The sequence below is a fragment of the Paenibacillus alvei DSM 29 genome, assembly GCF_000293805.1.
Taxonomy (GTDB): Bacteria; Bacillota; Bacilli; order Paenibacillales; family Paenibacillaceae; genus Paenibacillus_B; species Paenibacillus_B alvei.
Map to the genome: position 1 here is coordinate 371,359 of NZ_AMBZ01000001.1, position 23,642 is coordinate 395,000.

The following is a 23,642-nucleotide window of genomic DNA, read 5'->3' on the forward strand; positions in this document are numbered from 1 at the left end:
TAAAAAGCAAGTGCTATTAGCAGCCACAGCCTGTTCGCTCGTTGCCTGCTCCGGCTGCAGCATCTGTATATAAATTCGTCGGATACTCCTGATCGAAGCAAGCTAGGCAAAGTCCGCCCTTGGACTCCTCCGCGAACGCACCCCCGATAGCCTCAATCATGCCGTCTTGGCTTAAAAAAGCGAGTGAGTCTGCCCCGACCAGCTCGCACATCTCTTCAACCGTGTGCGATGACGCAATCAAATCCTCGCTGCGCGGTGTATCGATCCCGTAGAAGCACGGATGCTTGAACGGCGGCGAAGCGATGCGCAGGTGAACCTCCAGCGCCCCCGCTTCGCGCAGCATACGCACAATCCGGCGCGATGTCGTGCCGCGGACAACCGAGTCGTCAATCAGAACGACTCGCTTGCCCTCTACGACACTGCGCACAGCGCTTAGCTTCATCTTCACGCCCTGCTCACGCAGCGCTTGGCTTGGCTGAATGAATGTCCGGCCTGTATATTTGCTCTTAATCAAGCCCATCTCATATGGAATACCTGTTAGCTCCGCATAGCCGATGGCTGCCGATATACTGGAATCCGGCACACCGCTCACAATATCAGCTTCTACAAACGCCTCCCTTGCAAGCTGCATGCCCATCCGCTTGCGTGCTGTATGCAAATTGACATCATGAAGCTGGCTGTCCGGTCTGGAAAAGTAAATGAACTCCATCGCGCACAGCGCGCGCCGCTGCAGCGGTGTGAAGCGTTCGGAACGATGGCCGAGCGCATCGACAATAAGCAATTCCCCTGGCTCCAAGGCGCGAACCATTTCCGCTCCGACCGCTTCAAGCGCACACGACTCAGAGGCGAACACATAGCTGTCACCTAGTCTGCCGAGGACAAGCGGCCGCAAGCCGTTCGGGTCGGATGCTGCAAGCAGCTTGTCGTTCGTCATAATGAGAAACGCGAAGCCGCCTACCAGCTCGCTCAGCGCTTCCTTCGCCGCGCGAACGAGATCGTGCTCTGAACGGGCAATAAGATGAGCAATTACTTCCGTATCGCTGGTCGTTTGGAAAATGGAGCCCTTCTTCTCCAGCTCATGCCGAATCTTAGGCGCATTGACGATATTCCCGTTCGTTGCGACCGCCAGATCTCCATCTCGCGTCTTGAACACAAGCGGCTGCGCATTCGCAAGCCGGCTGTCGCCCGAGGTCGAGTAACGCACATGGCCAATCGCCCGGTCGCCGCGCATCTCCTGCAGGCGATTCGCGTCGAACACTTCCTTCACAAGTCCCATTTCGCGATGGTAGTGGAACGACTGGCCGTCGGACGTGCACATGCCCGCACTCTCTTCGCCGCGATGCTGGAGCGTATGCAAGCCGTAGTACACCATTGAGGCGGCCTCTTCATAGCCAAATACCCCGAATACGCCGCATTCTTCCTTCAAGCGGTCGAACGGTCCGTCTTTGCCGCTGCCTTCGTTATAGTAGGCTCCTGTCACTTCATGAGACATGGAATCGCATCCTTCCATCCCTGTTCTGCTTGCTTCCAAGGCATATCCAAAGCATCCATTCCATTTACCCGAACTTGGATTCGTTCACCCCCGACCGTACCAATGCCCTCAACCGGAACACCGGCTGCCTCGCAGCGGGCCTTTACCTCCTCAAGCTGCTCCGCGCTCACTGACAGCAAAATGCGAGATTGGCTTTCACTAAACAATGCGATGTCTGTTCTTAGCTCCACAGTATTCAACTCAAGCGCTGCGCCAACTTGGCCGCCAATACAGCATTCCGCAAGAGCAGCCGCAATGCCGCCATCCGATACATCATGAGCGGATTGCACAAGCCCTGCTTGAATAAGCTGCAAAACCGTTGCCAGCAAGCGCGATTCCGCATCCAAATCCAACTGAGGCGGACGGCCTTCAACCTTGCCATGCAGGACGGCTTGGAATTCACTGCCGCCGAGCTCCGCCTTCGTGCGGCCAAGAAGCAGAACTGCATCTCCCTCCCGCTTGAATGCTTGCGTCGTAATATGCTGCGTATCATGAACGAGCCCGACCATACCAACGACCGGCGTCGGATAGATAGCTCCCTTTGCATTTTCGTTATATAAACTGACGTTTCCGCCGATTACCGGCGTATTCAACACGCGGCAGGCCTCAGCCATACCGTCGACCGCCTGTTCCATCTGCCAGAAGTTCTCTGGTTTCTCTGGATTGCCGAAGTTCAAATTATCCGTGATCGCAAGCGGCTCACCGCCTGAGCATACAATGTTGCGCGCTGCCTCGCAGACTGCAATTCGGCCGCCCATGTATGGATCAAGCATCACGTAGCGGCCATTGCAATCCGTCGTCATCGCAAGTGCCTTGTTCGTTCCGCGAACGAGCACGACTGCCGCATCCGAGCCCGGCGCTACTGCTGTACTTGTGCGAACCATCGTATCGTACTGACGATATACCCATTCCTTGCTTGCCACGGATGGCGAGCCAAGCACCTTCAACAGCGCTTCGTTCAACGCGTCAACACCGCTTACTTCCGGGTAAGCCGTTGTGTCCACAGAAGCATTGGCCTCATAATAAGCAGGCACTTGAGAAGGCTTATGGTATATCGGACATTCATCCACAAGTCCGTTTACTGGCATATCGCCAACAACCTCGCCGCCATACAGCAGGCGCAGGCGCCCATCATCCGTAACGCGGCCAACTTTGCGGCAAATAACGCCCCAGCGCTCGAAGATTTCCATCGCAATAGGCTCATTATGCTCTTCAATGACGAACAGCATCCGCTCCTGCGATTCGGACAGCATCATTTCATAAGGTGTCATGCCAAACTCACACTGCGGCACCTCGTTCAAATTCAGCTCAAGCCCATTGCCCGCCTTGCTCGCCATTTCCGCGCTCGAGCAAGTCAGACCGGCTGCGCCCATATCCTGAATCCCGATCACGATGCCGGAAGCTATCAGCTCCAGACAGGACTCCATGACCAGCTTTTCCATGAACGGGTCGCCCACCTGTACCGCCGGACGTTTCGCTTCCGACTGCTCTGTCAGCTCCTCCGACGCGAATGTCGCGCCATGAATGCCATCGCGGCCTGTCGGCGGCCCCACATAATACACCGGATTGCCGATACCGCTTGCTACGCCCTTCTGAATATCCTTGTGGTCAATCAGCCCGACGCACATCGCGTTGACGAGCGGATTTCCTGCATAGCTGTCATCGAAAACGACCTCGCCGCCTACCGTTGGAATGCCGATACAGTTGCCATAGCCGGCAATGCCTGCAACGACATGTTCAAACAAATATTTCACCCGCTCATCCTGCAAGCTGCCAAAGCGCAGCGAATTCAACAGGGCAACCGGACGCGCTCCCATCGAGAAAATATCACGGATAATCCCGCCTACTCCTGTTGCCGCACCTTGGAACGGCTCGATTGCAGAAGGATGGTTATGGCTCTCAATTTTAAAAACGACCGCTTGCTCATCGCCGATGTCCACGATGCCTGCGCCTTCTCCCGGACCAACCAATACGCGTTCGCCAGTCGTCGGGAATCGCTTTAGCAGCGGCTTTGAATTTTTATAAGCACAGTGCTCAGACCACATCACACTGAATACGCCAATTTCGGTATAGTTCGGCTTCCGGCCGAGCAGCTCGCATATATGCGCATACTCGTCTTCCGTCACACCCATTGTCCGGTACAGCTTCTGCTCTTCTATCTGCTCAGCAGTCGGTTCCTGGCCCATATGGCGCAAGCCCTCCGCTATGGATTCTTCCTTCTGTCGAGCAAGGCGCGCTGCCGCCTGTTCTTGTGCCGTCGTATTAGTGAGCGTTGACTGCATGTTGCTCCCTCCAAGCATGTAAAATGGATGTAAACAAGCGAATGCCATCTGCTGAACCAAGCAGCTCGCTAACCGCGCGTTCTGGATGCGGCATCATGCCGAGCACATTGCCCGCTTCATTGCAAATGCCTGCAATATTCTCAAGCGAACCGTTCGGATTCTGCTCATACGTAAAAATGATTTGGTTCTGCTGCTTCAGCTTCGCCAGCGTCTCTTCATCACAGTAATAATTGCCCTCGCCATGTGCGATTGGAATATTCAAAATATCGCCCTCGTTATAGTCCATCGTGAACGGCGTATCTGCACGCGTTACACGAATAGGCGCTGCATGACAGCGGAACTTCAATCCTTCGTTCCTCCGCAGCGTCCCTGGAAGCAAGCCCGCTTCCGTCAAAATTTGAAATCCATTGCAAATGCCAAGCACATAAGCGCCTGCCTCAGCCGCCTTCGCAACAGCATTCATGACAGGGGCGAATCTTGCGATTGCTCCACTGCGCAAATAGTCGCCATACGAGAAGCCGCCTGGAATAACAATAAGATCATATCCGTTCAAGTCCGACTCCGTATGCCATACCCGCTCTACAACCACATTCAGCGTATCTTGCACGGCATGGACACAGTCTAAGTCACAATTCGATCCGGGAAATACGAGCACCGCTGCCTTCATCGCCTATTCCTCCAACTCGTACCGATAGTCTTCAACGACTGGATTCGCCAGCAGCTTCTCGCACATTTGCTCCACTTGCGCCGCAGCCTGCTCACGATTATCCGCGATAATGTTGAACTCCATATATTTGCCTATGCGCACCTGCTCCACACTGCTGTACCCCATCGTGTGCACCGCTTGCTCCACAGCAGCTCCCTGCGGATCCAACACGCCTGCCTTAGTCGTTACGAATACCTTCACCTTCATCCCTATTTCCCCCTCATTCGTCCATACTGGTCTGTAATCAGAATCAAATGTTTATGCTTCGATCCATTGTTGCTCCGTAATGCGCTCAAACAGTTCGACATAGCGGCTGCGCGTCGCCTCCACAACCTCTGACGGAAGCACTGGCGGCGTTCCGCATTTATCCCACCCGCTCGCAGCCAAATAACGGCGTACGGGTTCTTTGTCCAAACTGTCGATATCGCGATCCAGCACGTACTGATCCGCTGACCAGAACCGTGAGGAGTCTGGCGTGAACAGCTCATCTATAATTACGAGCTCTCCGTCGATCATTCCGAATTCAAATTTGCAATCGGCGAGCAAAATGCCCTTGGATGCGCACAGTTCTGCCGCATACATGTACAGCTCGATGCTGATCCGGCGCAGCTTCTGCGCGAGATCTGTGCCGAGATCCTCGCACATGACCGCGAACGGCACATCTTCGTCGTGTCCCTCATCATGCTTGCGGGACGGTGTAAATATCGGCTCCGGCAGCTTCTCATTCATGCGAAGGCCTGCAGGCAGCTCAATTCCGTTGACAGCTTGATGGGCAGTATACTGCCGCCAGCCGCCGCCGGTAATATAGCCTCTAACGACGCATTCAAAGTCAATGCGCTTTGCTCGGCGAGCAATGGTCATTCGATCTTGTAGGGAACGTAAAATTGCGGATAAATCCTGAGGTTCGAGATACATATCTCGGCTATCGCAGCAAGCTTGCCGCTCTTCTGCCAAATCCTGAACTTCGCCTTGGCGCAGCGCATGTTCGCAATGTAAATCCGGGTGTGGGTCTTGGTGTGAGCTCTGGTGCATAGCCTGTAGCGATTCAGTGCCACTGTGCACAACATCGGGATAAAGCGCTCCGGATTGGCACTGCTCCAAATGCTTCGCCTGAACAGACTGCAAACCTAACTCATCAAGCGATACAACATGATTCGCGATCAGGTGCTTCGTCTGCTCGAACCAAAATTGGCTCAGCTTGTTCAGTACCTTTCCTTTGCCGGGCACCTCCGGCTTCAACACGGCATCGAATGCAGAAATCCGATCCGATACAACAATCAGCAAATGGTCTGGGTCCAGCTCATACAGTTCGCGCACTTTTCCACGATGGAGAAGTGGCAGCGGAACGATGTCTGCTGCAGTCGCATATTGAATGTTTGAAGACATCTCCTGTGCTCCTTTCGGCATAACGCCCATGTAGTCAAAAGCGCGTGTCCAAATCAATCCGCTCGCCTTAAACAGCAGATACATTGAACAACCTCTAAAGGAACCCTCCCATATTTTCGCACCCGCTGCAGCGGTCTCTTCCGATCGTGGGTGGAGGGAAGGAAGAGACCGCCCGCATGCGGCTGTCAGAGGGACAGCCTACGGGAGCATCCTATGCATCATCTCAGGGGGATGCATAGGGTTATGCAATAACCTTAATCAAGCAAGCCGACTTGGCGGAAAATCGTATCCACATTTTTCAAATGCCATGCAGGGTTGAACGCATCCGCGATCTCCTCTGCACTCAGTACGGCCGTAATTTCCGGCGTGTTCTCGATAATGTCGCGGAAGCTGCGCTGCTCTTCCCATGCCTGCATCGCACGAGGCTGCACCGTGTCATAAGCCTGTTCACGCGCCCAGCCCTTGTCGATCAGCTTCGTCATCACGCGGCCGGAGAACGGAACGTCGAAGGTGCGCTGCATATTGCGCTTCATATTCTCTGGGAACACCGTCAAATTTTTCACAATGTTCATGAAGCGGTTCAGCATATAGTTCATCAGCATCGTCGCATCCGGTAAAATGATGCGTTCTACCGAGCTGTGTGAAATATCGCGCTCATGCCAGAGCGGCACATCCTCATAAGCGGTCAGCATGTACCCGCGCATTACGCGGGACAAGCCGGAAATATTTTCGCAGCCGATCGGATTGCGCTTATGCGGCATCGCCGACGAGCCCTTTTGGCCTTTTGCGAAGGCTTCCTCAACCTCGCGGAACTCACTCTTTTGCAGGGCGCGAATTTCGGTAGCAAACTTATCAAGCGATGTCGCGATAAGCGCAAGCGATGCCATGTACTCGGCATGACGGTCACGCTGCAGCGTTTGCGTCGAAATCGGCGCTGGCTTCGTACCGAGCTTCGCGCATACGAATTTCTCTACGGATGGATCGATATTCGCATACGTTCCAACCGCACCGGACATTTTGCCGAACTCAACGCCGTCCGCCGCGTGACGGAACCGCTCCAGGTTGCGGAGCATTTCCGCATACCAGAGGGCCATCTTCAGGCCGAACGTTGTCGGCTCGGCATGCACGCCGTGCGTACGTCCCATCATTGGCGTATCTTTATATTCAAGTGCTTTATTTTTCAAAATCTCAATGAAATTCAGCAAGTCGCGTTCAATAATCTCATTCGCCTGCTTCATCAAATACCCGAGCGCGGTATCCACGACATCTGTCGACGTTAAGCCGTAGTGAACCCATTTGCGTTCCTCGCCGAGCGTTTCAGATACCGCGCGAGTAAAGGCAATAACGTCATGGCGCGTTTCTGCTTCAATTTCATAAATCCGTTCGATATCGAAGCTTGCATGCTCGCGGAGCTTCTTTACGTCTTCGTGCGGGATGACACCAAGATCAGCCCATGCCTCACACGCGCACAGTTCCACCTCAAGCCAAGCCTTAAATTTATTCTCTTCCGTCCAAATCGCCCGCATCTCCGGGCGCGAATACCGTTCAATCATCGTTCGCATTCCTCCACAAGTCCGTTAAATTCATCCATTCGAGCGCAGCAGCGATGTCCGGCCCTAGTATGTTAATATGCCCCATCTTGCGCTTCGCCTTCGCTTCCGACTTGCCGTACCAGTGCAGCTTCGGCGTCACGCCAAGGCGGCTGGCTGCCGGATCGTCGGCACGGAACCATTGTATCATGTCCACAGCGTCTTCGCCGAGCAAGTTGACCATAATAACAGGGGTGTGGAGCTCTGTGCTGCCAAGGGGCAGATTGCATATGGCCCGAAGATGCTGCTCGAACTGCGAAGTGCGGCAGGCATCCATCGTATAGTGGCCCGAATTGTGTGGTCGCGGAGCAAGCTCATTGACGAGCAAACGCCCGTCGGCGGTCAGGAACATCTCCACAGCGATAAGCCCGACGACATCGATCGATTCCGCAATGCGGCGTGCAAGCCGCTCTGCCTCTTCCTGTACGTGCTGCGGAATGCGAGCCGGTACGATGGACATGTGCAAAATGTGATGCCGATGAATGTTCTCCGCTACCGGGAAGACGGCGATCTCGCCGCGCGGGCTGCGCGCCGCGATGACGGACAGCTCCAGCTCGAACGGGATGAACTCCTCCAGAACGAGCTCTGGCGTAAGTGCGGACAGCGCTTGATACGCCTCCTTCGCCTCATCCGGGTGACGAATGATGCGCTGACCCTTGCCGTCATAACCGCCGGTCGCGGTCTTCAGCACGCCTGCGCCGCCGAACGCTTCCAGCCTCTCCTGAATTTCGGCTGCCGATCCGATGGCTGCATACGGCGCCACCGGCACATTCGCTGCCGCGAGCGCTTCTTTCTCCCGCAAGCGGTGCTGTGTAATCCGCAGCAAATGACTGCCCTGCGGCACATACGCTTCCCGCTCCAAGCGTTCCACAATTTCAGCCGATACATTTTCGAACTCGTACGTAATGACATCCGAACGCTTGCCTAGCTCATGCGCGGCAGCCGCATCGTCGTAAGCAGCCGTTATCATATCGGCGGCGGCTCCGCACGGCGCGTCCTGCGCCGGATCAAGCGCTGTGAAGCGGTAGCCTAGGCGCACGCCCTCAAGCGCCAGCATACGGCCCAATTGGCCGCCGCCCAGCACGCCGATCGTCGCACCGGGGACAAGCACCGGTGCGTCCGCACGGCTCGGGCGCTCCTGCGGCAGCGTGCGGCCGTTCACAGGCGCGCTCATTCGAGCGCCCCCGTGTCCTGCACCTGCTGCCGAATCGCTTCCCTGCGCGCCGCAACGCGCGCGCGCAATGCCTCATCGTGCATGCCAAGCATCTGCACGGCCAGCAGCCCGGCGTTCGACGCACCCGCCGGTCCAATGGCGACGGTCGCCACGGGTACGCCCGCCGGCATCTGTACGATGGACAAAAGCGAGTCCATCCCATTCAGATGCGACGACTTCACCGGCACACCGATAACCGGCAGCACCGTCTTCGCCGCTACCATGCCCGGCAGGTGCGCCGCGCCTCCCGCTCCGGCAATGATGACGCGGACTCCTCTCGCCTCTGCCGTCTCAGCATAGCGGAACATCTCGTCTGGCGTGCGATGCGCGGACACCACCTTTTTCTCATAGGCAACGCCCATCTCCTCCAATATCTCGCACGCCTTCTTCATCGTATCCCAATCGGACTTGCTTCCCATAATGACGCCTACTACCGGCACACAGCCCTGCCCCTGGCTCACTGCGTTCGCCATCGCAATCACCCGCTTTCGACAATGTCCAACCAATCTGTCTTGATGCGCCGCTATAGCGGCATGAACATAAAAAAACGTTCAGGCTTCTCCCCCGAACGCATCATCGACATGCTATGAGAAATGAGCAAACAAGCGGATCACTCCCGCTTCGGCAGGAATCGAATGTTCACCACCACAACCGTCACCTTCCGGTGGCGTGCGGCAGCGAGAACAGTCTTCTGCCTGTTCGTCATTCTCGTAGTCCAAAAATTTACGGTTCTTGGGTAGAAACTTCCGGCCATATTCCCGGAATTATACGAGCAACAATATTCGGTTTATCCTTCTTGTGCCTCCAGTTTAACAAGGCTTAACATGGCGTGTCAACAATTAAATGCGAATATTTTAATATATTATTTAAAAAACGTTCGTATTTAGACGAAGGTTTTATTGTTAACCACGTTAAATATTCGGATTTGGCGAACATTTCGCCCTCTTTCCCCTCACATACAAATAAGCCAACAACAGGCCATCCCTGCTGTTGGCTTATCCCTTTACGTTCTCATAATGATTTGCTTATCGTAAGCCACAATTTCTTCTCTATCGCAACGATTACGGTCAACCATAACGATCAGCATCGCATTATAACTATCCATTATTATTTAATTACCAGTACAGGCACCTTGGCGTGCTGCACGACATGATGGCTCACGCTGCCAAGCACAAACTCCTTCAACCCGCTAAGACCGCGGCTGCCGATAATGACGAGATCCGCATTGAACTCATCCGCCTCGTCGATGATCGCTTGGCCTGGAGGGCCTTGCTGCAGAATAACCCCGGCTCGGTCGCCAAGCGACGCAACCTTGCCCTCTGCTTCCTTCTGCAATCGCTCCGCATATTCGTACAGTTCTTCATTCGTTTCTGCTGAAGCCGTTGCATAGGCCGAACCCACAAAGTATTGCGGGAACTGAAATACATGCACGACACGTACTTGAGACTCCTCATTCGCCTCTGCAAGCCCAATCGCGTGCTGCAATGCCTTGCGAGCCGGCTCCGATCCATCATATGCAACAAGAATGCGTTGAAATTTCATAAATCCCACCACGCTTCCCCATAATGTACTAATGCTGTGCTTATTATTTAACCAAATCGAACCAAAATAAAACCGAAAACAAAAATATTTACCAGCAAAATAAACGGTACGCCTGCCGTAAAGGTAACATGCTGCGTCTTATGGCGCTTGTTGTACATGGCGGTCAACACCCCTAACGCACCGCCGAGCCAAGCCGCTAGGAACAGCTTGCGCTCTGGAATGCGGCGTCGATGCTTCTGTGCCCGCTGCTTATCCACAACCATCATTTGATATCCGATCACATTTATAATAAGCAAGTAAATGAATACGATCCAAGTCCAGTCCTTCATCCTATGTTACTGCCTCCCTCCTGTCCCTATTATACAATGGGGGCAATCCAAAAGTCCGCTGCCAATCATCTGTATGACGCAACATATCAAATAGGCACTTCGTCTGTATGTACGAAAGGAGTGAGTCAGCCGTATGCGCAAATGCATCATTCTATTTACAATTGCCTGCAGTATCTTTTTCGTTACCGCCTGTCAGACTGTGCAGCAGCATACATCCAAAATGCCTCCTGACACTCCAATGGAAGCCTCTTCTATGAGTTGGCCGTACAGCCGTATGATTTTTTTCAATCATCTCATTTATGTAGGCAGCGACGAGAAAGTCGACAAGGTGGATGAATTGCTTGGAGAAATCGAACATTCCTCGGATAAAGAGGAGGCAGTGAAAGGAAATAGCTTCTCGAATTACTACCCAGTAGGTACCAAGCTGTACAAAATGAAAGGCACGAGCGAGAATGAAGCCATTGCAGTAGAAACCGAAAAAGATGAATTCAAGAAGGCCTACCGTAAAAAATATAGCCATTCGGACAATGGCCGCATCTCCAGCGCCTTAGTTCATTTTTTTCAACAGTTCATCCTTACTGATGAGTACCTTGCTTTTTTGATTTTGATAGACAGCAGGCACGTTTTCGTTGCCCTCCTGCAAATTCTGCACTGAAACTTTCAGGAAAATAGAAGTATTCTCATTTACAACACGATACGTTCCATCCGTATTTATTTTCAAAAATAGGATCGACTCATCACCGTATTGCAAAGGAGTTGTATCATCGGAAACAACAATGGCTTCCCCGTCGCTTCCGCCCATTTGGGTTACATGAATGAACGTGTTTTTGATAGCGGCGTCCCCTTTTAATACATTCGATACTTGAACGACTGATACCGTTCGATACGTTTCTGGTGCGCTATTTGCAGCTTTCTTCACGTCATTCGCTTGAACAATTTGCCCCTCGACAATCAGATCCGCATCGCTGGCTAATGCTTCGTAACTTTTATACCCATAGGCCCAGCTCACGTCGAAATGAACAACAGGAATGAAAGGATTGGCTTGGGACAATGCTTTCATCTCCCCATACTTCTTTTTAATCGTTTCTTTATCGGCAGAGGTCGGCGATGTATTCGTTCTCGCAAGCGAACCGTCAGACCAGAAGGTATTGGATCTCATTACAGAGGACTCATTATCATTATGTGCCAGCCCTAATGCATGACCTAATTCATGCGTCGCAATCCCCTCAACGATCGATGACGTGTATCGAGTTTGGCTCGTGTAATACTCATTCACCCAAGCGCGCGTTTTTGTGGCAATTCCATTGGCGTATGTCGTATAGCAAATGCCGTCCCAATCATTGTCTTTCGTTGGCGAAACCTTTTTATTCCCTGTCCGAAAATCAAATTTCGTTCCTTTTCCCATCGATACGCTTCCCGTCCCATTCCATCGACTGGCGCCCGTGTTCCAGATCCCCTCGTAAAAAGAATTCGATCCATCGTTGTAATACTGAATATGATTTGAATTAAACTTCCATGGGTTTTCCGGCGTTGCTGCATGTACAGTTCCAGCAAATGCAAAAATGAGGGTTAAAGAAAAAGCTGCCTTTGCAAATCTCTTTTTCATTTCCAATCCTCCCGCATCTGATTTAGAAAGCAATTCACTTTCTAAGCTGCAAATCATTTTCATGCAATCCGATTAATATATATATGCCTTTACCGATCAATATTTCATTTCATCCTATATTTTTCGTGCAGCAAAAAAGACACACCGACCGCAACCCTACTAAGCTTGATCCTGTGTGTCTCTTTCTTATGTTCGGTTATTTCTTATTCGTGTGATCTACGATTCCAATTGGAGACTTCAGCGCTGCTTGACGCTCTGCCTCTGTCATCCAGCCGAGATCCGTCATGCGCTTCAATACAACATACTGCCGCTGGAGAGCCAGCTTCATATTCTTCGCTGGGGAATAGCGCTCCGGTGCCTTGAGTAATCCAACGAGAATGGCTGCTTCTGCCTTGTTAATCGTAGGGAGGTCACCATTCACTCGGGTTGTTTTGCCGAAATAATAACGTGCTGCATTCTCGATCCCGTATTGTCCATGTCCGAAATATACTTTATTCAAGTACATTTCTAGAATCTCTTGCTTGCTATAATTCAACTCCAGATTGGCTGCTATCGTCATCTCCTTCATTTTGCGGGAAAATGTCTTATCATGCGTTAAGAACAGGTTGCGCGCCAACTGCATCGAAATCGTGCTGCCTCCCTGTGCCTTCTGCTGCTTCGTCACATTAATCCAGACCGACCGTGCCAGTCCGATCGGATCGATGCCAGGATGCAGCTTGAAGCGATGATCCTCAATGGCCATTAGCTCTTGTGGAATAAAGGGGGCCATATGGTCGAGCTGAACCATGCGCTGTCCATTGGCCGTTGTTGCTTCCAATGCAATTTGCTCACGGAACGTGGTGAGCTTGCCTTGATCGATCCATACTGTGCCTGTTGCCGCCATTCCAACCCATCCGATAATCGGAGTAAGAATTGCAACGAGCAAGCTATATATGACCCAACGCTTCCACTTCATTCCCTGTGGCGTATGGGCAGGTTGTGCGATTGTCTCAGATTGTTCATGCAGCATAGTGGATTCTTTCTTATTAGGAAAATGAATACGAGGCTTATCTTGCATCACATTCGGTATCTTGCGATGTGCAGTTGTCTCCTGAACAGGAAGAGGCATAAATACCGATGCGTGAACCAGATGTCCTTTTCTTTGTTTTTTCATTCGTAACCGCCTCCCCTTCTTATATGTAAGAGCTATTTTCAGATTTGAAACACAACCCTTACGTATAGTGTATACGTTGACCGCATGCCATGACATCGAATTGACTTGCAGCCAGCTTACAATGATGAAAGAAAAGAGTGAAAGTAAAACAGAAAACGCCTTATCTATGAAATAGAAGACGAACGAGTTACGAGAAATGTTGTTGGTATATTTTTCTTGTTGCAAAATGATATGAATGTATGCTAAATTAAGGTTCTGTTGAGCAAATAATATGGCGGTCGTGGCGAAGTGGTTAACGCATCGGATTGTGGCTCCGACACTCGAGGGTTCGATTCCCTTCGATCGCCCCATATCATTTGCCGATGTGGTGGAATTGGCAGACACGCCGCACTCAAAATGCGGTGCCGAGAGGCTTGCCGGTTCGAGTCCGGCCATCGGTATACGACAAAAAAGAGTTATCAAATTGCGTTAAGCGATTTGATAACTCTTTTTTATACACATTCACTTCATTTTTCTATTAGCATTCTCAACCCGGAAAACATGTACACTACGTTTTTATCGTCATCCAATGCAACTGACATTTTTGTCTCTTTATTTTGAACGAAACGGAAATCACGTGCTGATTTATCCCATTTCACTTCAAGTCCCTGAATGTCCATATGGAACAATTTTTTGGCAATCGGCGCAGCTATTTCTTTCACTTCTTTTTCTGTTACTGCCTTGTCTGCTTGTTTTCGCGCAACGTCATATACATACTCTATCTTTCCTGTTTTTGCTTCAACAGCCAGAGTAATATGATCACCTTTGAGCTTCCACGTATCACTTTTGGTGACTTTGATGCCACCATAATAACCAAGCTCGGCTTTCTTTACCTCAAATTCCTGATCTAAAGCTGTTTTCACTGCATCCGCTGCCGTTTTAAGTAATTTCGGTTCTAGCTCGTTCTTGTCTACCTGGATAACGGCTGCACCAATATAATTTTTATTCTTTGATTGCTCCTGTGGATATTTTATCCAAGAAATCACGAAGTCTTTTCCCTCTAGCAAATAAAGGGTACTGTAAACCTTCCCCTTGTCATAGCTCTGAGTGATTTGAACCTCTTTATGAAATGCATAGGCTTTCTTGGCGTACATCCCTTTCAACTTGTTCAGCAATTCCTTTTGATCATCCTTGCTCACTTTATCAAGAGATTGAATCCCCTTAATATTGATCAGTTCCCCTGTACCTGGTTTAAAATTTACTTCGTATAATTCGTCTGCCGAAGGAACCGTCGCCAGATCAAATAGATGTTTAAAGGCATTCTCGAACTTCAACTTTATTTCTTTCCCTGCAAATTGATTCACGGCCTTTTGCAGATTGGCAGCAACCTTTTTATCAATTTGAACACTGTTGCTTGATGCTTGTTCTTGCTTCTTTCCTCCTGCTGCTTCGGCTCCTGCAAAGGCCGGACCCGCAAGTGTAACGAACATACTGGATACGATCATAGATGCTAGAATTGCTTTTTTATATTCATTTTATTTCCTCCTATGTATGATTGTATGGATATTTCCTTCTATACTAACACGTAAATCCCAATATTTTACTTAACTTTCTATGAATATAATTTAAGAAAAAAATCAAAAACTAAATGCGAATATCCAAATTTAAAAGAGTTATCAAATTGCGCTATGCAATTCAACAACTCTTTCATATTCAAACCTGCCCTATTCAGAACCCACTTAATGCTCTGACACCTGATGTTAAGAACACTATGTTCTTATTAGCGTCAAGTGCTACTCTCAATACGGGTTGTTTGTCTTTAATGAAGTAGTAATTTTTAAAGGTGCTGTCCCACTTTACTTCTAAATCCGAAATGTCCATATTGAATAATTCCTTGGCAAGCGGAGCAACCGATTCTTTTGCATCCTTTTCCGTAATACCCTTGTTAGTCGTTACCGCTTTACGTGTTTTATGAAATACGTTAGTGACCTTTCCCTCCTCCATTTCAAGCGATACGTCCTTATCTTCAAGTGTCCATGTAAAGCGTCTTAGATTAGCGGATGTAACTTCCAAATCATGATTGAATACCGTTTTTATTGATCCGATTGCCGTTTCCAACAACTTCGGATCGAGCTCTTCCTTGGTGAACTTTATTGTAAATGCACTAACTTCATTTTTTGGCATTTTAGGAGTATTCTCTTTGAAGAAATATACCTCGAAGTCTTTCCCTGTCAACTGATACGACAAAGGCACACCTAGCTTTTCTTTTTTACCATCATAGTCTCGCATCATGATCACTTCTTTATTGAAAACATAATTTTTATTTGCATATGCTTTTTTTAACACTTTCAAGATCTTCTCCTGATCCTCTTTACTGATTGTATCGATTGTGACCTTTTCATCAACCTGCCATATACCACCACTTTCAACATTAAAGCGAACAGCATATTTTCCGTCTACGGATTCAACCTTTGCACTCATAGATAATTCTATCTTCTCGCCGAAATTTTTCAGCTTGATCTCTTTCCCCGCATATACTTTGATAGCTTTTTGCAGCTTGGCGGCCAGCTTCTGATCGATTTGAACCTTCTTGTTATCCGTTTGCTTCTGTTCTTGCGCAGCCTCAGCCCCTGCTGGAATCGGGCCTGCCACGGCAACCAACATACTGGATACGATCATAGACGCTAGAAATGCTTTTTTTAGATTCATTTTATATCCTCCCACTTATTAATATATGAGTACTCTCTTCATGCTTACATTGACAATTAGATTCAACTTAATTCGCTTATTGCCCCTACTTGGTTTCCCGCAATCGCTCTAACATTTCTTGCCCCTTGATCTGAAGCTCGGCAACTGCATCGTCCAGCGTTTTCTCTTTATCAATTAATGATTTCAGCGCATTCGACAATAACGAATCGAATTCAGCTTGGAAACCCGGTGGAATGCTTTTTATCTGACACACTGCTAGCTTGCATTGGCTTCAGGAGGTAAAAAGCATCCGTTTCCCGCCCTCTAAAATCCTTGAAGTTGTCTGATCGCGTAGGCAGCTTAGCGTATACTGCCTTCCCAGCAACCTGCGCCATTTCCGGTCCATTCACGAATTTGACGAATTCCCAAGCTGCCCGCTTGTTCGGAGAATCCGCAGATATGGCATAGATCTCCGACAATTTCACGTAAGCCGATTCATCAGGCTTTGCAGGATTAACCGGTGCGGCTGCGATGCCCCAGTCGATCTCCGGTGTCTTCGAGTAATATGTAATATCCCGCAAGAAGAAAGCAAACCACGGCGCCTGAATCGTCATTGCCGCTTGGCCCATGTAGAACAATTCGTTCGATCGGCTATACTGTTTCAAATCTCCGGTATATTCGTATCCTTCGAGTTGCTCGCCCTCCTCCAACGGGGGAGGAGCATAGGCCGCTTTATTGCGGACGGAATTCGTCGCCATCTTTATTGCTTCCTTCCAACCATCTGAATCTATCAACAGCTTGCCTGATTTCGCATCAACCAGTTTAAGTGCCGATGCTGCGGCGATATCGTACATCAAACTTGCTGCCCCTCTCGTCTGATACAATCCGTACACTTGCTTTTTTCCCGAATCGACGCTCGAAAATCTCTCTGCTAAATCAAGGAGCTCCTTCCATGTCATTTTCCCGTTTGGCGGCTCGATTTGATGCTTCTTGAACAAGTTGCTATTATAATAGATGACATTCGTTTCGAAGGAAGGAGTAAGCTCGTACAGCTTCCCATTCCCTTTTGCCCGCAGCCTGTCGATAAGACCAGGCATAAATCCGTCCAACTTGTATTGATCCTGGTTGATGGCCGGCTCTATGTCATACAACCTTCCTTCTTGAGCAAAGGCTTCGAACATGCTTTCATTCAAAAACAGCACATCCGGCTTAACTTTATCGAGCAGCTTTTTCTTTTCATCAATCAAATTGAATGCCTCGTTTTTTCGGCTTCGTCGAACAATTCTGCTTCACTGATAACCTCAATATCGATGTCGGGATTCATCATCTTAAAGAAGTTCCCGTAGTCACTATAAAATCGATCTTCATCTTGATAGACGACCCTGATCTTCCCCTTGCCATCCTTTAATGGCGCAAGCTCTGACCGTTCTCCGAAGCAGCCGCTTAAGAGAGACATGATCGTCAGCAGCATAATGACGGTCTTCCCATTCTTCAACACGTACTACACTCTCCCTATTTTCCCTCATCCTTGTTTGCAGATTCTCGCGCTTTCAAGAGCAGTTCCTGCGCTTTTACCTCCAACGCGGCAGTTGCTTCATCAACTGATTTCTCGTTCGCGACGACGGCTAACAGCTCCTCACGAAGCGGTTTATAAAATAACCTGAAGAACTCGAATGGAAGACTTTCATAAAGGCTGCTCTCCTGCCTGATCTTCGGCATATAAAATGCATCCGTACTTCTGCCCTTGATATCCTTCATATAACCGTTACGTGAAGGAAGCTTGCCTTCCAGTGTTCGCGAACGGGCCTGCGCCATCTCCGCGCCATTCACGAATTTGACGAATTCCCAGGCTGCCCGCTTGTTGGCTGAGTCGGCCGCAATTGCATAGATGGGAGCAAAACTAATGGATGAAGAATCCATCGCAGGATCTACCGGAGCCGTAACTACATCCCAATCTTGCTTGGTTAATACAAGCTCCCGAGTTTTGTAAGCGCTACCTATCGTCATAGCAGTTTGATCTCTAAGTTTTTGAGAGTAAATTTGGCCTTCAGGATGCAAAAATACAGATTTGCTGCGTACAGCATCCGTTACCTGCTTGATTGCTTTTTTCCAGCCATCTGAGTTCAGAAGCACCTTCTCTCCCTTCGGGTCGAGCAGCTTCAATCCGGAGGAATCGGCAATTTTGTACAAAATGGCTCCTATATTCCCATACCATTCATAGAACCCGTACACCTTATTGTCTCCGCTTCCGATATTGGCAAATCTCGCTGACAAATCAAACATTTCCTGCCAGGTCATATTGTTCTTCGGCGGTTCGATTTGATGCTCCTTGAACAACGCTGCGTTATAGTACAAAACTTCCCTATCCACATAAGGAGCAAGCCCATATAGCTTGCCGTTGCCTAAGCTTTTGATTCTGTCGATCAGCCCTGGCAAATAGCCCTTCATATCATAGTCGTCCTGCCGGATCATTTCTTCCAACTCGTATAATCTGCCAGCTTCAGCAAATGATTGAAACGTTCTCGCATCACCCAGCTTTATTACGTCCGCGCCGGAGTTCTCCAACAGCTTCTTTATTTCCGCATCCCAATCCTCTGCACGAATCGTTTTCCCGAGATTTAGAAGCACCTGACTCTCGGGGATAACCTCGACCTCAATCTGCGGATATTTCATATGGAAATACTTTCCGTAGTCGTGGTAAAAGGCTTCCTCATCCTGATAGATCACCTTGATTTTGCTTGGCTGCAAAGGCTCCAGCACTTCCTTCTTGCCAAAGCAGCCGCTCATTAAGGAAACGATCATTAGCAGCAAAATCACAATTTTCCATCTGTTATGCATATTTCTAGCTCCCTCTTTGTTCAAGCTCAGTTTGCAATGACCCCTGTAATTCTTTTAGTTGAAAACTCAAGGATAAAAAGCTTACGAAGCATCTTTTATGGCTTTTTCTCAGATCTCCGTAAGCTTTTATGAGTACCTCTTGCCCCTGTATCTCCTGCGCGGCTACCGCTTCGTTCACTGACTTCTAGTTATCGATAACGGCTCGCAGTTCTTCCAGCAGCGGCTTTCATTGGAGCACATGTTTTTAGTCTAATAACGTCTAATTTCCAACTATTAACCTTGAGCCGCTCGATATGATGTACACTGGTTTCTTATCAACATCCAACGCTGCTTTCAATATCGTTTTTTATCTTTAACAAAGTAATAATCTTTAAACAGGTTGTCCCACTTCACTTCATATCCCGAAATATCGATATTAAATAATTCCTTGGCAAGCGGACCGATCACTTCCTTTGCATCTTTTTCCGTAACCTCTTGGTCGGTCGTTACCTTTTTCCTTGTATTATGATACACATTCAGGATCTTTCCGTTTTTTTGTCTATCTCAAGCGATACATCGTTATCCTTAAGTAATAACATTTGAACCTTGTCCCCAATAGAATGAAGTTGGGCATCTGTTATTTCAAAATCATGATCAAATGCCGTTTTTATCGCTTTTGCTGCCATTTCCAACGATTTCGAATCAATATCCTCCTTGGCAAGCTTTATTACAACTCTACTCACAAATTCCGCCTTACCCCATACTTCCCAATTTGCTTCAAAGTCCTTCCCTGTCAACTGGTACGAAAAATAATCATCTTTTAGTTTTTCATTTTTACCATCGTAAAGGCGACGCAGAACTACTTCTTTATCAAGAACGTATGTTTTCTTCGCGTATGCTCCTTTCAGCGCTTTCAGGATCTTCTCCTGAGCCGCTTTACTGATTTTATCGAGTGGAATCGTTCCGTTTACCCCCGATACTGCACCTTTTTTATAATCGAAGCGAACGACATACTTTCCATCAAGCGATTTAACCTGTGCCTCTGTATTAAATGTAGACTCGGCAGCGTCCTGCAACTTTACCTCTTTCCCCGCAAATTGCTTTACCGCTTTTTGCAGCTTGGCGGCCATCGTTTTATCGATCAGAATCTTCTTATTATCCGTTTGCTTCTGCTCTTGCGCAGCCTCAGCTCCTGCAGGAATTGGGCCTGCCACGGCAACTAACACACTGGATACGATCATAGTTGCTAGAATTGCTTTTTTCATATTCATTTTATTTTCTCCTATGTATTCATTTAATAATAAAATCAAAAACGAAATGCCAATATCCAAAAGTAAAGAGTTATCCAATTTCGTCATGAATTTAATAACTCTATTATATTCAAACCTGTCTTATTCAGAATCCGTATAATGCTCCGACACCTGCTATTATGGACACTACGTTCTTATCGGCGTCCAGTGCTGCCCTCAGAACCGGTTTTTTGTCTTTAATGAAGTAGTAATTTTCAAATGAGCTGCCCCACTTCACTTCTAATCCGGTAATGTCCATATTGAATAATTCCTTGGCAAGCGGAGCAACCACGTCTTTAGCCTCTTTTTCCGTCATTTTTTTGTTAGTCGTTACCGCTTTGCGCGTTTTATGAAATACGTTTGTGAGCTCTCCCCTCTCAATTTCAATCAATGCATCCTTATCCTCAAGTATCCATCTAAAACCATTTATTAGTTTAGCGTCTGTAACTTCAAAATCATGATTGAATGCCGTTTTTGTCGCTTTTGCTGCCGTTTCCAGGAGTTTCGGATCAAGCTCTTCCTTGGTAAACTGTATCTTAAAACCACCAACAGTACCTGTTAGCTCTTTAGTGGAATTTTCCTTTAAAAAGGAAACATCAAAGTCTTTCCCTGTCAACGTATACGATAAATTCACACCTAATTTTTCTTTTTCACCATCATATCCTCGATGCATGATCACTTCTTTATTAAAGGCATATGATTTATTTTCATATGCTTTTTTTAACACTTTCAAGATTCCCCCCTGATCCTCTTTACTGATTTTTTCGATTGTAACCTTTTCATCAATCCCCCATATTTTACCGCCTTCAATGTTAAAACGGATAGCGTATTTTCCGTCTACGGATTCAACCTTTGCACTCGGAGATAATTCTATCTTCTCGCCGACTTTCTTCAGCTTGATCTCTTCCCCTGTATATACTTTGATTGCTTTTTGCAGCTTGGCGGCCAGCTTCTGGTCGATTTGAACCTTCTTATTGTCCGTTTGCTTCTGCTCTTGCGCAGCTTCGGCTCCTGCAGGAATCGGGCCTGCCACGGCAACTAACACACTGGATACGATCATAGACGCTAGAATTGCTTTTTTCATGTTCATTTTATTTCCTCCTATGTATGAATATTTGGGTTCTATATTTATGCTAACATTGAATAAATAAGATTCAACTTAACATGATCTGAATATAATTTAAGAATAAAATCAGAAATGAAATGCGAACGACCAACTCAGTTATGCCAGAATGCAAGTTGGGAACTGATATTTGTTGTTATATATTCCTTCTCTACCCGCACACAAAAAAAGTTATCGAATTGTATAACGCAATTCGATAACTCTTTTTATTTCATCCATAACTATGAATGTTTAAGTATTTTCCCTCATCCGTTCTGCATTCAATTTCTCTTGGAATTCCTTCTGCAAAAGCGAGTGCTTCATTTGTAATCGAAATATGTGTAAGGGAATACGCTTACAAACAACTTCATTTCCATAAGCAAATATAAACATCAATATTAGGATTTCATAACTTTTAATGGATGAATATGAACAAGTGAGGAACAGAATTATGACTTGGAGTGTATAAGTTGTAGATGGTTTTTAGCTTGCCTATATTGTATGAGGCACTGAATCTCAATGAATAAATGCTATACGATTCAATTATCTTTGCTACTTATCAACGCTGTGGATAAGTAAATCCTTGCTGCACTGTGAATAACTTCGTTATTTTGCGAATTATCAAATTATATCTCAGACTTATCCTATGTTATGAACACGTTTTCAACAGAAAATGTGGATGGAAGGGCTTATTTATAAGAAATTATACACTTTAAAAAGTTATCCCTCTGTGCATATCTCTGCAACATTATACCTATTCATTGTTGTGGATAAGCTGTGGACAACAAATAACCCACCAACTAAAATAGTTAGTGGGTTATTCTTATTGCTTGGCGACGTCCTACTCTCCCGGGACCCTGCGGTCCAAGTACCATCGGCGCTGGAGGGCTTAACGGTCGTGTTCGGGATGGGTACGTGTGGAACCCCTCCGCCATCGCCACCAAACAGCATTGGCTTAGTGCCAATATAAAGTTCAAGGTCATACCTTGAAAACTGAATGCGAAAGTTCGTGTTAAGATTTTCATCCGGGGCTCCCCGAAAAGTAATCGGTGTTGCTGCAAAACTTCACGTCACTTTTTGGGGTATATCTTTTAGGATAAGCCCTCGACCGATTAGTATTGGTCAGCTCCACACATTGCTGTGCTTCCACCTCCAACCTATCTACCTCGTCGTCTTCAAGGGGTCTTACTAAATTGGGAAATCTCATCTTGAGGGGGGCTTCACGCTTAGATGCTTTCAGCGCTTATCCCTTCCGCACATAGCTACCCAGCTATGCTCCTGGCGGAACAACTGGTACACCAGCGGTGCGTCCATCCCGGTCCTCTCGTACTAAGGACAGCTCCTCTCAAATTTCCTACGCCCGCGACAGATAGGGACCGAACTGTCTCACGACGTTCTGAACCCAGCTCGCGTACCGCTTTAATGGGCGAACAGCCCAACCCTTGGGACCTACTTCAGCCCCAGGATGCGATGAGCCGACATCGAGGTGCCAAACCTCCCCGTCGATGTGGACTCTTGGGGGAGATAAGCCTGTTATCCCCAGGGTAGCTTTTATCCGTTGAGCGATGGCCCTTCCATGCGGAACCACCGGATCACTAAGCCCGACTTTCGTCCCTGCTCGACTTGTAGGTCTCGCAGTCAAGCTCCCTTATGCCTTTGCACTCTTCGAATGATTTCCAACCATTCTGAGGGAACCTTGGGGCGCCTCCGTTACTCTTTAGGAGGCGACCGCCCCAGTCAAACTACCCACCTGACACTGTCCCCGAACCGGATCACGGTCCTAGGTTAGAACTCCGATACGAACAGGGTGGTATCCCAACGGCGCCTCCACCTAAGCTGGCGCTCAGGCTTCTCAGGCTCCCACCTATCCTGTACAGTCCGTACCAAAGTCCAATATCAAGCTGTAGTAAAGCTCCATGGGGTCTTTCCGTCTTGTCGCGGGTAACCTGCATCTTCACAGGTATTAAAATTTCACCGGATCTCTCGTTGAGACAGCGCCCAAGTCGTTACGCCATTCGTGCGGGTCAGAATTTACCTGACAAGGAATTTCGCTACCTTAGGACCGTTATAGTTACGGCCGCCGTTTACTGGGGCTTCGGTTCATAGCTTCGCCTTGCGGCTAACCACTCCCCTTAACCTTCCAGCACCGGGCAGGCGTCAGCCCGTATACTTCGCCTTGCGGCTTCGCACAGACCTGTGTTTTTGCTAAACAGTCGCTTGGGCCTTTTCACTGCGGCCCCCTCGGGCTATTCACCCTACCGAGGCACCCCTTCTCCCGAAGTTACGGGGTCATTTTGCCGAGTTCCTTAACGAGAGTTCTTCCGCGCGCCTTAGAATTCTCTTCTCACCTACCTGTGTCGGTTTGCGGTACGGGCACCTTCACCTGGCTAGAGGCTTTTCTTGGCAGCATGAAATCAAGACCTTCGGTAC

The 23,642-nt window shown here is 48.4% G+C and carries 21 protein-coding genes, 2 tRNA genes, 2 rRNA genes and 1 riboswitch (1 of these 26 running past the window's edge); of the genes, 3 read left to right on the forward strand and 22 right to left on the reverse strand.

What is annotated here, in order from left to right; translation table 11 throughout:
- Positions 1–16: 16 nt before the first annotated feature.
- From purF to PAV_RS01920, 10 genes are all read right to left on the reverse strand, one after another.
- A complete protein-coding gene (purF, locus tag PAV_RS01875) occupies positions 17–1,492 on the reverse strand; it encodes an amidophosphoribosyltransferase (protein ID WP_005543119.1) in 1,476 nt (491 codons plus the stop codon).
- Positions 1,477–3,717 (reverse strand): phosphoribosylformylglycinamidine synthase subunit PurL, encoded by a 2,241-nt coding sequence (purL, locus tag PAV_RS01880; protein ID WP_040735194.1) that lies wholly within the window; start codon positions 3,715–3,717, stop codon positions 1,477–1,479. The genes purF and purL overlap by 16 nt, the downstream gene beginning before the upstream one ends.
- Positions 3,718–3,793: 76 nt before the next feature.
- Complete coding sequence (purQ, locus tag PAV_RS01885) at positions 3,794–4,480, reverse strand: phosphoribosylformylglycinamidine synthase subunit PurQ (protein ID WP_005543121.1); 687 nt, start codon at positions 4,478–4,480, stop codon at positions 3,794–3,796.
- Positions 4,481–4,483: 3 nt separating this feature from the next.
- Complete coding sequence (gene purS, locus PAV_RS01890) at positions 4,484–4,726, reverse strand: phosphoribosylformylglycinamidine synthase subunit PurS (RefSeq protein ID WP_005543122.1); 243 nt, start codon at positions 4,724–4,726, stop codon at positions 4,484–4,486.
- A gap of 51 nt (positions 4,727–4,777) precedes the next feature.
- The gene (locus PAV_RS34390; protein ID WP_051135064.1) at positions 4,778–5,905 is read right to left on the reverse strand and encodes a phosphoribosylaminoimidazolesuccinocarboxamide synthase; all 1,128 of its coding nucleotides are present in this window, start codon (positions 5,903–5,905) and stop codon (positions 4,778–4,780) included.
- A gap of 254 nt (positions 5,906–6,159) precedes the next feature.
- On the reverse strand, positions 6,160–7,458 hold the full coding sequence (purB, locus tag PAV_RS01900) for an adenylosuccinate lyase (RefSeq protein ID WP_005543124.1): 1,299 nt from the start codon (positions 7,456–7,458) through the stop codon (positions 6,160–6,162).
- A complete protein-coding gene (gene purK, locus PAV_RS01905) occupies positions 7,451–8,668 on the reverse strand; it encodes a 5-(carboxyamino)imidazole ribonucleotide synthase (RefSeq protein ID WP_005543127.1) in 1,218 nt (405 codons plus the stop codon). The genes purB and purK overlap by 8 nt, the downstream gene beginning before the upstream one ends.
- Positions 8,665–9,180: a 5-(carboxyamino)imidazole ribonucleotide mutase gene (gene purE, locus PAV_RS01910; RefSeq protein ID WP_051135045.1), complete on the reverse strand. Its 516-nt coding sequence runs from the start codon at positions 9,178–9,180 to the stop codon at positions 8,665–8,667. Before purE ends, purK begins: the two co-directional genes overlap by 4 nt.
- A 218-nt stretch (positions 9,181–9,398) precedes the next feature.
- Positions 9,399–9,499: riboswitch (purine riboswitch) on the reverse strand.
- A gap of 315 nt (positions 9,500–9,814) precedes the next feature.
- Positions 9,815–10,249, reverse strand: a complete 435-nt coding sequence (locus PAV_RS01915) for a universal stress protein (protein ID WP_005543131.1) — start codon at positions 10,247–10,249, stop codon at positions 9,815–9,817.
- Positions 10,250–10,296: 47 nt separating this feature from the next.
- Entirely contained in the window at positions 10,297–10,578 is a 282-nt protein-coding gene (locus PAV_RS01920; protein ID WP_005543132.1) for a DUF1294 domain-containing protein, read from the reverse strand.
- A gap of 133 nt (positions 10,579–10,711) precedes the next feature.
- Between PAV_RS01920 and PAV_RS34400 the strand changes: the two genes are divergently transcribed.
- Positions 10,712–11,233 carry a hypothetical protein gene (locus tag PAV_RS34400; RefSeq protein WP_005543134.1) on the forward strand — a complete coding sequence of 174 codons (522 nt, stop codon included), beginning with the start codon at positions 10,712–10,714 and terminating at the stop codon, positions 11,231–11,233.
- Here PAV_RS34400 and PAV_RS01930 read toward each other — a convergent pair.
- Together PAV_RS01930 and PAV_RS01935 are read right to left on the reverse strand one after the other, a co-directional pair.
- On the reverse strand, positions 11,126–12,184 hold the full coding sequence (locus tag PAV_RS01930; protein ID WP_005543136.1) for a matrixin family metalloprotease: 1,059 nt from the start codon (positions 12,182–12,184) through the stop codon (positions 11,126–11,128). The genes PAV_RS34400 and PAV_RS01930 overlap by 108 nt on opposite strands.
- 196 nt (positions 12,185–12,380) lie before the next feature.
- The gene (locus PAV_RS01935; RefSeq protein WP_005543138.1) at positions 12,381–13,337 is read right to left on the reverse strand and encodes a transglycosylase domain-containing protein; all 957 of its coding nucleotides are present in this window, start codon (positions 13,335–13,337) and stop codon (positions 12,381–12,383) included.
- A 274-nt stretch (positions 13,338–13,611) separates the two neighbouring features.
- Here PAV_RS01935 and PAV_RS01940 point away from each other — a divergent pair.
- Positions 13,612–13,687: transfer RNA gene (locus tag PAV_RS01940), tRNA-His, on the forward strand.
- An 8-nt stretch (positions 13,688–13,695) separates the two neighbouring features.
- Positions 13,696–13,777 (forward strand) — tRNA-Leu (locus tag PAV_RS01945).
- A 66-nt stretch (positions 13,778–13,843) separates the two neighbouring features.
- Here the strand turns inward: PAV_RS01945 and PAV_RS01950 are convergent.
- From PAV_RS01950 to PAV_RS01985, 10 genes are all read right to left on the reverse strand, one after another.
- A complete protein-coding gene (locus tag PAV_RS01950; protein ID WP_238555728.1) occupies positions 13,844–14,806 on the reverse strand; it encodes a hypothetical protein in 963 nt (320 codons plus the stop codon).
- Between the two features lie 238 nt (positions 14,807–15,044).
- Positions 15,045–16,025: a hypothetical protein gene (locus PAV_RS01955; protein WP_005543141.1), complete on the reverse strand. Its 981-nt coding sequence runs from the start codon at positions 16,023–16,025 to the stop codon at positions 15,045–15,047.
- Positions 16,026–16,237: 212 nt separating this feature from the next.
- Positions 16,238–17,251: an ABC transporter substrate-binding protein gene (locus tag PAV_RS01960; protein ID WP_005543143.1), complete on the reverse strand. Its 1,014-nt coding sequence runs from the start codon at positions 17,249–17,251 to the stop codon at positions 16,238–16,240.
- Complete coding sequence (locus tag PAV_RS33095; RefSeq protein ID WP_005543144.1) at positions 17,248–17,502, reverse strand: hypothetical protein; 255 nt, start codon at positions 17,500–17,502, stop codon at positions 17,248–17,250. Before PAV_RS33095 ends, PAV_RS01960 begins: the two co-directional genes overlap by 4 nt.
- Before the next feature lie 14 nt (positions 17,503–17,516).
- Complete coding sequence (locus PAV_RS01965) at positions 17,517–18,842, reverse strand: ABC transporter substrate-binding protein (RefSeq protein ID WP_005543146.1); 1,326 nt, start codon at positions 18,840–18,842, stop codon at positions 17,517–17,519.
- Positions 18,843–19,175: 333 nt separating this feature from the next.
- Positions 19,176–19,355, reverse strand: a complete 180-nt coding sequence (locus tag PAV_RS37115; RefSeq protein ID WP_005543148.1) for a hypothetical protein — start codon at positions 19,353–19,355, stop codon at positions 19,176–19,178.
- A 2-nt stretch (positions 19,356–19,357) separates the two neighbouring features.
- Positions 19,358–20,092: a hypothetical protein gene (locus tag PAV_RS01970; protein ID WP_338010887.1), complete on the reverse strand. Its 735-nt coding sequence runs from the start codon at positions 20,090–20,092 to the stop codon at positions 19,358–19,360.
- Positions 20,093–20,216: 124 nt separating this feature from the next.
- Positions 20,217–21,200: a hypothetical protein gene (locus PAV_RS01975; protein WP_005543153.1), complete on the reverse strand. Its 984-nt coding sequence runs from the start codon at positions 21,198–21,200 to the stop codon at positions 20,217–20,219.
- A gap of 840 nt (positions 21,201–22,040) precedes the next feature.
- Positions 22,041–22,157, reverse strand: a 5S ribosomal RNA gene (rrf, locus tag PAV_RS01980).
- A gap of 147 nt (positions 22,158–22,304) precedes the next feature.
- A 23S ribosomal RNA gene (locus PAV_RS01985) occupies positions 22,305–23,642 on the reverse strand; it runs 1,590 nt beyond the window's last position.

Excerpts from the sequence above, each read along its gene's own strand:
- purF (WP_005543119.1), bottom strand. The coding sequence starts at position 1,492 with ATGTCTCATGAAGTGACAGGAGCCTACTATAACGAAGGCAGCGGCAAA.
- purL (WP_040735194.1), bottom strand. The coding sequence starts at position 3,717 with ATGGGCCAGGAACCGACTGCTGAGCAGATAGAAGAGCAGAAGCTGTAC.
- purQ (WP_005543121.1), bottom strand. The coding sequence starts at position 4,480 with ATGAAGGCAGCGGTGCTCGTATTTCCCGGATCGAATTGTGACTTAGAC.
- purS (WP_005543122.1), bottom strand. The coding sequence starts at position 4,726 with ATGAAGGTGAAGGTATTCGTAACGACTAAGGCAGGCGTGTTGGATCCG.
- PAV_RS34390 (WP_051135064.1), bottom strand. The coding sequence starts at position 5,905 with ATGTCTTCAAACATTCAATATGCGACTGCAGCAGACATCGTTCCGCTG.
- purB (WP_005543124.1), bottom strand. The coding sequence starts at position 7,458 with ATGATTGAACGGTATTCGCGCCCGGAGATGCGGGCGATTTGGACGGAA.
- purK (WP_005543127.1), bottom strand. The coding sequence starts at position 8,668 with ATGAGCGCGCCTGTGAACGGCCGCACGCTGCCGCAGGAGCGCCCGAGC.
- purE (WP_051135045.1), bottom strand. The coding sequence starts at position 9,180 with ATGGCGAACGCAGTGAGCCAGGGGCAGGGCTGTGTGCCGGTAGTAGGC.
- PAV_RS01915 (WP_005543131.1), bottom strand. The coding sequence starts at position 10,249 with ATGAAATTTCAACGCATTCTTGTTGCATATGATGGATCGGAGCCGGCT.
- PAV_RS01920 (WP_005543132.1), bottom strand. The coding sequence starts at position 10,578 with ATGAAGGACTGGACTTGGATCGTATTCATTTACTTGCTTATTATAAAT.
- PAV_RS34400 (WP_005543134.1), top strand. The coding sequence starts at position 10,712 with ATGCGCAAATGCATCATTCTATTTACAATTGCCTGCAGTATCTTTTTC.
- PAV_RS01930 (WP_005543136.1), bottom strand. The coding sequence starts at position 12,184 with ATGAAAAAGAGATTTGCAAAGGCAGCTTTTTCTTTAACCCTCATTTTT.
- PAV_RS01935 (WP_005543138.1), bottom strand. The coding sequence starts at position 13,337 with ATGAAAAAACAAAGAAAAGGACATCTGGTTCACGCATCGGTATTTATG.
- PAV_RS01950 (WP_238555728.1), bottom strand. The coding sequence starts at position 14,806 with ATGTTCGTTACACTTGCGGGTCCGGCCTTTGCAGGAGCCGAAGCAGCA.
- PAV_RS01955 (WP_005543141.1), bottom strand. The coding sequence starts at position 16,025 with ATGAATCTAAAAAAAGCATTTCTAGCGTCTATGATCGTATCCAGTATG.
- PAV_RS01965 (WP_005543146.1), bottom strand. The coding sequence starts at position 18,842 with ATGCATAACAGATGGAAAATTGTGATTTTGCTGCTAATGATCGTTTCC.
- PAV_RS01970 (WP_338010887.1), bottom strand. The coding sequence starts at position 20,092 with ATGAATATGAAAAAAGCAATTCTAGCAACTATGATCGTATCCAGTGTG.
- PAV_RS01975 (WP_005543153.1), bottom strand. The coding sequence starts at position 21,200 with ATGAACATGAAAAAAGCAATTCTAGCGTCTATGATCGTATCCAGTGTG.